This window comes from Streptomyces sp. NPDC060028 (assembly GCF_042736725.1).
Lineage (GTDB): Bacteria > Actinomycetota > Actinomycetes > Streptomycetales > Streptomycetaceae > Streptomyces.
The window spans coordinates 23,859-32,510 of the sequence record NZ_JBHWVJ010000080.1; the positions used below are offsets into that span (position 1 = coordinate 23,859).

General features: G+C 72.2%; 6 protein-coding genes. 4 read left to right on the plus strand and 2 right to left on the minus strand.

The window, feature by feature from the left end; all coding sequences use genetic code 11:
* Nucleotides 1–147 precede the first annotated feature (147 nt).
* A complete protein-coding gene (locus ACFWBF_RS29805) occupies nucleotides 148–690 on the plus strand; it encodes a hypothetical protein (protein ID WP_385607347.1) in 543 nt (180 codons plus the stop codon).
* A gap of 54 nt (nucleotides 691–744) precedes the next feature.
* Here the strand turns inward: ACFWBF_RS29805 and ACFWBF_RS29810 are convergent, their stop codons facing one another.
* Nucleotides 745–3,342, minus strand: a complete 2,598-nt coding sequence (locus tag ACFWBF_RS29810) for a BTAD domain-containing putative transcriptional regulator (RefSeq protein WP_385607349.1) — start codon at nucleotides 3,340–3,342, stop codon at nucleotides 745–747.
* A gap of 197 nt (nucleotides 3,343–3,539) precedes the next feature.
* On the opposite strand from ACFWBF_RS29810, the gene ACFWBF_RS29815 reads away from it, so the two are divergent.
* On the plus strand, nucleotides 3,540–4,391 hold the full coding sequence (locus tag ACFWBF_RS29815) for a Crystal protein ET79 (protein WP_385607351.1): 852 nt from the start codon (nucleotides 3,540–3,542) through the stop codon (nucleotides 4,389–4,391).
* A gap of 2 nt (nucleotides 4,392–4,393) precedes the next feature.
* Nucleotides 4,394–4,873: a hypothetical protein gene (locus ACFWBF_RS29820; RefSeq protein WP_385607352.1), complete on the plus strand. Its 480-nt coding sequence runs from the start codon at nucleotides 4,394–4,396 to the stop codon at nucleotides 4,871–4,873.
* Nucleotides 4,874–4,925: 52 nt separating this feature from the next.
* Here the strand turns inward: ACFWBF_RS29820 and argS are convergent, their stop codons facing one another.
* Nucleotides 4,926–6,698: an arginine--tRNA ligase gene (gene argS, locus ACFWBF_RS29825; RefSeq protein WP_385607354.1), complete on the minus strand. Its 1,773-nt coding sequence runs from the start codon at nucleotides 6,696–6,698 to the stop codon at nucleotides 4,926–4,928.
* Between the two features lie 168 nt (nucleotides 6,699–6,866).
* On the opposite strand from argS, the gene lysS reads away from it, so the two are divergent.
* On the plus strand, nucleotides 6,867–8,603 hold the full coding sequence (gene lysS, locus ACFWBF_RS29830) for a lysine--tRNA ligase (protein WP_385607356.1): 1,737 nt from the start codon (nucleotides 6,867–6,869) through the stop codon (nucleotides 8,601–8,603).
* Nucleotides 8,604–8,652: the final 49 nt, after the last annotated feature.

Consider the following 8,652-nt stretch of genomic DNA (forward strand, 5'->3'; position numbering starts at 1 on the left):
CGTGGGGGAAGGACGGGCCGTCCCCTACCCGGGCCGTACGGGCCGAATCGGGCCGTAAGGGTGACGTTAGACGCGCGTCACACCCGCCGTTAGGGCCCTGCGGCAGCGTTCCCACCGAGAAGCGGACCACCAGACAGGGAGACGGTCATGGACGCAACGGTGAAGCGGTACGGGCAACGGCAACGGACCGCGCGCGGCGGGCGGATGACGCGCTGCCTGGTCACGGCGGGGGCCGCCGTGGTCCTGGCCGCGGTGGCGGCCGGCCCCGCGACAGCCGTGGCCCGGCCGGACGCGGCGGCAGCGGGGGCGCAGGTGGTGGCGGAGCAGCAGCGGACCGGTCCGGGGATCCTGGCGGCACGCAGCACCCACGTGAGGCTGGTCAACCTGACGGACCGGCACTGGACGTTCGGCGAGGCCTCGTTGAGCCACGGGATCTGGAGCTCGGGCCTGCCCGAGGTGATCGCCCCGTACTCCGCGGGTGACTGGCAGTCGGAGTCGAACGGGGTCATGACCGGCACCGAGGGGCGCGCGACGTACTCGACGGCCAACGGTCCCGTGGAGGTCCGCTGGAACAACCCGTTCGTCGGCAGCAACACCTACAGCTGCCGGGTGCCGTCCGGCTACTCGTGCCAGCGGTTCGAAGGCTCCGGCGACAACGCCTCGGTGACCTTCGAGGTGCGCGCGGGCTGACGCCCGCTCCTCGCGGGCCGGCTCCGGTGAGGGCGCGGCCCGACGAGGGCCTCCTCACCGCAGGCCCAGGGCGCGCAGGGCCTTGCCGCGGGTGTCCAGGAGCAGCTCCCGGCGCTCGTCCGACGGTTCGTCGGAGGCGAGCTCCAGGCCCCGACGGCAGTGGGCCAGCGCCTCGTCCGGGCGCCCGGTCGTGAGGCAGTGGGCGGCCAGGTGGTAGAGGGCCAGGACCTCGGTGTGGGGGTGATCGAGGTCCTGGGCCATGCGCGCGGCCCGTTCACGCAGGTCCCCTGCGCCCGGCAGGTCGCCCGCGCGCTCCAGGGCGATGGCCCAGTTGACCAGGGCGATGACCTGGCCGGGCGGGTCCGCGGCCCGTGCGGCCAGCTCCGGCGCCCGGCTCAGGTGCTCCAGTGCCGCGGTGTGCTGCCCGTTCTCGGTGAGGACCCAGCCGAGCAGCGAGCCCAGCCGCGACTGCGCGTCCGGGTCGCCGAGTGCGGTGACGGCGGCGAGGGCGCGCTGGAGGACCGGCTCCCAGCCGTCGTGCACCTGGCGCACGATGAGCGGCCACAGCTGTACGGCGATGCGCCAGACCAGCTCCGGATGCCCCGCCTCGGCCGCGGCGGCGACCGCCGCGGTGAGGTTGGCCCGCTCGGTGCCCAGCCAGGCCATCGCCCCGGCGCGGTCGGCGAAGACGGGCGGCGGACCGGGCGGGAGCACCCCGGCGGGCAGGGCGCAGCAGGGCTGGCTGCCGGGTTCGGCCGCCGCCGTGGCCGCCCGGGCGGCGGACAGGTAGTGCACCAGCAGCCGTCGCAGCCCGCCGGGGTCGGCGCGGTCGGCGAAGGAACGGGCGTACAGGCGGGTCAGGTCGTGCATCAGGTACCGGTCGCTGGTCCGCTCCTCGACGAGGTGGGCGGCGGCCAGGTCCTCCAGGGCCCCGCGGGCCGCCAGCGGCGGCAGGCCGCTGAGGGCGGCCGCGGCGCCGGCGTCGAGCTCGGACCCCACGTGCAGGGCGAGCTGGCGGAAGAGCAGCGCGGCGTCCGGCGGCAGCTGCTGCACGCTCATCCGCAGCGTCGCCTCGACCCCGAGGTCCTCGCCGCTCAGCAGGGACAGCCGCTGGTGTTCGTCGAGCAGACCGTCGGCCATGGCGCGCAGGGCGAGCCGGGGCCGTGCGGCGAGCCGGGCGGCAGCCAGCCGCAGGGCCAGCGGAAGGCCGTCGCACAGGACGGACAGTTCCTGCGCGGCGGCGGGCTCCGCCTCCACCCGGCCGTCTCCGATGACGGTGCGCAGGACCCGTACCCCGTCGGCGGGTGCCAGGCGCCCGAGCGGCAGCAGCCGCGCGCAATCGGTGGCCACGAGCCCTTCCAGGCGGTTGCGGCTGGTGACCAGCACCGTGCAGCCGGGCGTGCCGGGCAGCAGGGGACGGACCTGGACCGAGTCGCGCGCGTTGTCGAGCAGGACGAGGGCGCGGCGGCCGGCGAGCGTCGAGCGGTACAGACTCTCCGCGGCGCGCGCCTCCGCCGGCAGGAGCTCCTCGGGGATCCCGAAGGCCTGCAGGAAGTCGTGCAGGACACCGGTCGTCTGGGGGCCGGTGCCGTCCGGCTCCCCGGCGCGCAGGTCGGCGTAGAGGATGCCGTCGGGGAAGTCGGCGGCGTGCGCGTACGCCCAGTGGACGGCGAGCGAGGTCTTGCCGACCCCGGCCGGGCCGGTGACCACGCTGAGCGGCGCCCTGTCCGACCGTGCGGCGGCGGTGAGCCGCGCCAGGTCTTCCGTGCGGCTGACGAAGCCGGCCGGCGCGCGCGGTAAGAGGAAGGGCGGCGCGGGCGGCGCGGGCAGCCCCGCGGCCTGCCGCTCGGCCGGCTGTGCGGCCCGTTGTGCCGGGGCCGGCGGCGGTGCCGCCGGGGTGTGCGCGGCGGCAGGCGGCTGCGGGGGCCGGCCGCGCAGCAGCGCCAGGTACGCCTCGGACAGCGCGGCGCCCGGGTCCACGCCGAGCTCCCGGGCGAGCCGGCGCTGTGTGCGGCGGTAGAGCGCGACGGCGTCGGCCTGGCGGTCCGCGTGGTGCAGCGCGCGCACGACGGCCGCGATCAGGGACTCCCGCAGCGGGTGCCGTTCGGCGGCGGGCCGCAGCAGCGCCAGCGCCTCCGCTCCCCGGCCGCATGCGTGCAGCGCGGCGGCGAACTGCTCCAGCGCGCCCAGGTGTTCCTCCACCAGCCGGTCGGCCGCGGCCGTCATCAGCGGGGTGTCGCCCACCCCGCCGAGCACCGGGCCGCGCCACAGTCCGAGGGCCTCCCGCAGCAGCTCCGCGGGCCGCTCCCCCGGGGGCGGGGCCGTGGACCGGCGCACCAGCTCGCGGAAGCGCCACAGGTCCGCCGAGCCGGGAGCTGCGCGCAGCTCGTACCCGCTGTCCGTGGTGACGACGTCGGTGTCCCGCTCGGCGCGCAACAGGCCCCGCAGCGCGGACACATGGCCGTACACGACGGTCCGGGCGTGCGTCGGCGGCCGGTCGTCCCACAGTGCCTCGGTGATCCGCTCGGCGCCCACGGGCGCGCCGTCCGCGAGTACGAGCAGCGCCAGCAGGGCTCTGCGTTTGGGCGGCCCGAGCGGTATCTCGGCCTGCCCCGAGAAGGCCGACACCGGCCCGAGCAAACGGAAATTCATCACGCGTCCCACCCGCCCCACGTCGTTCCTTGCCGCACCTTACGAGCCCATAGGGCCCTACTCGCGGGCGAAGAGGGATAAAGGCGCGAAATGGTCCACCAAGTACGCCAACACAGCCGGAACCCGCGTTAGATCGCCGTTAGGCCGCGTCGGCAGGCTCATCGCTGCGAAGCCGGAACGACGAACAGGAGACACGCATGTCGACCAACTCGCGATTCCATACAGGTGCGCGGCGCGCCGTCGTGGCGGCCATGGCCGCCGCCATGGTGCTCGCCCCGGCCGTCACGGCCGCGGCGGCGACCGGGGGCCCCACCTCGCAACAGTCCTCGGTGGGAGTGCAGTCGGCGCGCAGCACCCAGGTCAAGGTCGTCAACGAGACCACGACGACGATGTACCGCAACTTCACGTCGCTCGCGCACGGGGTGTGGGACGACGCGACGCCGCCGGAGACGATCGAAGGCCTCAAGTCGGCCACTTGGGGCTCGCACTCCTCGGGGATGATGACGGGTACGGAAGGGACCGCGACGTACGCCCTCGGCAACGACGGCGAGGCCACCATCTACTGGAACAACCCGTACGCGGGCAGCAACGGTTACGGCTGCACGGTGCCCCGCGGCTACACCTGTTCGCGCACCGGCGGCGGCGGCAACAACGCGTCGGCGACGTTCACCATCGGCCGCGACGGGCAGTTCTCGGTGAACGCGGCCCGCAGCACGACGGTCAAACTGCAAAACCGCACCCCCAACACGATGGACCGCACCTCGTCGGGCCTGGTCCACGGCACGTGGACCGACAACATGGTCCCGCCGGACCGCGTGTACCCGATGGGTGACGGCACCTGGCAGTCGGAGTCGAACGGATTCATGACCGGGACGGAAGGCGCGGCCGTCTACAGCATGCTCGACGTCGGCAACGTCAGCATCGGCTGGAACAACCCGTTCTCGGGCAGCAACAGCTACTACTGCCACGTCCCGAACGGCTTCGTCTGCAAGCAGGGCGGTGGTGGCGGCGACAACGCCTCCGTCACCTTCACCGTGATGAAGGGCTGACCATGAACCGACGCATCGCAACGGTGGCGTGCGCCGCCGCACTGACCTTCCTCGCCGCGGGCACGGCCTCGGCCGCCCCGCCGCAGCCGGGCCAGACGTACGTCATGGCGCCCCGGGACACGCCCGACCAGTGGCTCGGCGACAACGACTGGATGGGCAGCGTCGTGTGCCAGGCCAGCCGGCTCTGGTACGGCAGCCGACACGACAACGCCGTGTGGCAGGTGACCGGACACGGCGACGGTTCCATATCGCTCGTGAACATGGACGCGGAACAGAACCGCATGAGCCTGGCGTCGGCGGGCGGCGGGATCCGCATCGACGAGGGCAACGGCGAGCAGTTCAACTGGGACGTGATCGCCGGTCCCGGCGGGACGGTCGCACTGCAGAACAGGCAGACGAGGCGGTTCCTGTCCGTCGCGGCCGGGACGGTCGTCGGAGCCGTCCAGGCCTACTACTGGTACATGACCAACGCACGCCCCTGAAACGCCGCCGGCCCCGCCTCCCGACAAGGGAGGCGGGGCCGGCAGCCGTGCGTCAGAGCTTCTCGGGGGTGCGGATGCCGAGGAGGGACATGCCCTTGTTGAGGGTGCGGGCGGTCAGGTCGCACAGGAACAGGCGGTTCTCGCCGACGACGAGCTCCGGCTGCGGCTTGATGACCGGGCACTCGGTGTAGAACGTCGTGAACAGCGAGGCCAGCTGGTAGAGGTACGCGGCCACCTTGTGCGGGGCGTGGTCCGCGGCCGCCTCCTCGATCAGCGCGCCGAACCCGTCCAGGTGCAGGCCGAGCGCCCGCTCGGCCGGAGCCAGCTCCAGCTCCGGGTGGGCCACCGGGGAACGGTCGCCCGCGTTGCGCAGGATGGACCGGATCCGGGCGTACGCGTACTGGAGGTACACGGACGTGTCACCGGTGAGCGAGACCATCTGGTCCAGGTCGAACTTGTAGTCGCGCGCGGCGGAGGTGGAGAGGTCCGCGTACTTGACCGCGCCGATGCCGACCTGGAGGCCGTTCTCGACGATCTCCTGCTCGGTGAGCAGGCCGCGCTCCTTGTCTTTCTCCCGGACCACGGTGGTCGCCCGCTCCACCGCCTCGTCCAGCAGGTCCACCAGCCGTACGGTCTCGCCCTCACGGGTCTTGAACGGCTTGCCGTCCTTGCCCAGGACCGTGCCGAAGGCCAACTGGACGGCCTTGACCTCGTCGTTCAGCCAGCCGGCGCGGCGGGCCGTCTCGAAGACCATCTTGAAGTGCAGGGACTGGCGGGCGTCCACGACGTAGATCAGCGACGAGGCCTTCAGGTTGCCGACGCGGTCCCGGATCGCCGAGAGGTCGGTCGCGGCGTAGCCGAAGCCGCCGTCCGACTTCTGCACGATCAGCGGGGTCGGGTTGCCGTCCGGGCCCTTGACGTCGTCGAAGAACACGCACAGCGCGCCGTTGGAGCGGACGGCGACGCCCGAGTCCTCCAGCAGCTTGCAGGTCTCGACCAGCATGTCGTTGTAGCCGGACTCGCCGACCACGTCCTGGTCCTGGATGTCCATGTCCAGCTTGTTGAAGACGGAGTAGAAGTAGATCTTCGACTCGTCCACGAACCGCTGCCACAGCGCGAGCGTCTCGGGCTCACCGGCCTGGAGGTCCACCACCCGGGCCCGGGCGCGCGTCTTGAACTCCTCGTCGGAGTCGAAGAGTGCGCGCGAGGCCTTGTAGAGGCGGTTCAGGTTGGACATGGCCTCCTCCCCGGAGACCTCCGCGTCCGACTTGTGGTCCAGCTCGTGCGGGTGCTCCAGCAGGTACTGGATGAGCATGCCGAACTGGGTGCCCCAGTCGCCGATGTGGTGGCGCCGGACCACCGTCTCGCCCGTGAACTCCAGGATCTCGACCATCGCGGCGCCGATCACGGCGGACCGCAGGTGCCCGACGTGCATCTCCTTGGCCACGTTCGGCTGCGCGTAGTCGATCACCGTGGTGCCCGGCCGCGCGGCGAGCGGGACGCCGAGGCGGTCGTCGCCGGCACGCGCCGCCAGGGTCTCGGTGATCGCGCGGTCGGTGATGGTGATGTTGAGGAAGCCGGGGCCCGAGACCTCGATCTCCTGGATCAGGTCGCCGGTCGGGATGCCTTCGACCACGGTCGCCGCCAGCTCGCGCGGGTTGGCCTTGGCCTTCTTCGCGAGCGCCAGGATGCCGTTGGCCTGGAAGTCGGCCCGGTCGCTTCGTCGCAGCAGCGGGTCGGCGCCGCCGGCCTCCGGCATCGCCGCCGCGAGGGCGTCCGCGACGCGCTGATTGACGGAAGAAGCGAGGGAAGGGACCGAGGCCATGAGCTGCCGTTCCTGTGAGGTCGTGCCTGAGCGTGCACTTGGTTGTTCCGACAAGAGCCGAGTATCCCACGCGGGTGCCTTCGGTTTCACGGGAGAAAACAACCCCGGAGCCCCCTGTTCCGTCTGGGAGAATGGCAGCAGCCAGCATTCGAGATAGAAGGACGTGTCGTGGCTCAGAGCGCCCAGAGCAGCACCGAGACCGACTGGGTCTCCCGTTTCGCGGACGAGGTCATCGCCGAGGCGGAGCGCCGAGCCCCGGGCAAAACCGTCGTCGTCGCGTCCGGCCTCTCCCCCTCCGGCCCGATCCACCTGGGCAACCTCCGCGAGGTCATGACCCCGCACCTGGTCGCGGACGAGATCCGCCGCCGGGGCATCGAGGTCCGCCACCTCATCTCCTGGGACGACTACGACCGGTACCGGAAGGTCCCGGCCGGCGTCCCCGGCATCGACGAGTCGTGGGCCCAGCACATCGGCAAGCCGCTGACCTCCGTGCCCGCCCCGGCCGGTTCCGCCTACCCGAACTGGGCCGAGCACTTCAAGGCCGTCTTCGTCGAGGCCCTGGCCGAGATGGGTGTCGAGTACGACCCCATCAGCCAGACCGAGCAGTACACGAGCGGCGCCTACCGCGAGCAGGTCCTGCACGCGATGAAGCACCGCGGCGACATCGACGCCGTCCTCGACCAGTACCGCACCAAGCAGAAGCCGGGCGGCAAGAAGCCCCAGCAGAAGCAGGTGGACGAGGCCGAGCTGGAGGCCGCAGAGGGCTCCGGCGCGGCCGCCGAGGACGACGGCAGCAGCACCGAGGGCGGGTACTTCCCGTACAAGCCGTACTGCGGCGAGTGCGGCAAGGACTTCACCAAGGTCACCTCCTACAACGACGAGACGACCGAGCTGACCTACGTCTGTACCGAGGACGAGTTCACCGAGACGGTCAAGCTCAGCGAGTTCAACCGCGGCAAGCTGGTCTGGAAGGTCGACTGGCCGATGCGCTGGGCCCTCGAGGGCGTGATCTTCGAGCCGTCCGGCGTCGACCACTCCTCGCCCGGCTCGTCCTTCCAGGTCGGCGGGCAGATCGTGCACATCTTCGGCGGCGAGCAGCCGATCGGACCGATGTACGCGTTCGTCGGCATCAGCGGCATGGCGAAGATGTCCTCCAGCAAGGGCGGGGTCCCGACCCCGGCCGACGCGCTGAAGATCATGGAGCCGCAGCTGCTGCGCTGGCTGTACGCCCGCCGCCGCCCCAACCAGTCCTTCAAGATCGCCTTCGACCAGGAGATCCAGCGGCTCTACGACGAGTGGGACAAGCTGGAGGCCAAGGTCGCCGACGGCTCCGTGCTGCCCGCCGACGCCGCCGCGCACGCCCGCGCCGTCCGCGTCGCCTCGCACGAGCTGCCGCGCACCCCGCGCCCCATGCCGTACCGCACGCTCGCCTCGGTGGCCGACATCACCGCCGGACACGACGAGCAGACCCTGCGCATCCTGAGCGACCTGGAGCCGGAGAAGCCGCTCACCTCCCTCGACGAGGTACGCCCGCGCCTGGACCGCGCCGAGAACTGGATCACCACCCAGGTCCCGGCCGACCAGCGGACCCTCGTACGCGAGGACGCCGACGTCGAGCTGCTGTCGTCGCTGGACGACGAGGGCCGCGAGTCGCTGCGCATGCTCGTGGACGGCCTCGACTCGCACTGGTCGCTCGACGGGCTGACCACGCTCGTCTACGGCGTGCCGAAGGTGATGGCCGGCCTGGAGCCCGACGCCAAGCCGACGCCGGAACTCAAGGTCGCCCAGCGCACCTTCTTCGCGCTGCTCTACCGGCTGCTCGTGACCCGCGAGACCGGACCGCGCCTGCCCACGCTGCTGCTCGCGGTCGGGGCGGACCGGGTGCGCAAGCTGCTGGCCGCGTAAGGCTCGTGGTCCTGCGGAAGGCCCGCACCCCCCCGGGGGGGTGCGGGCC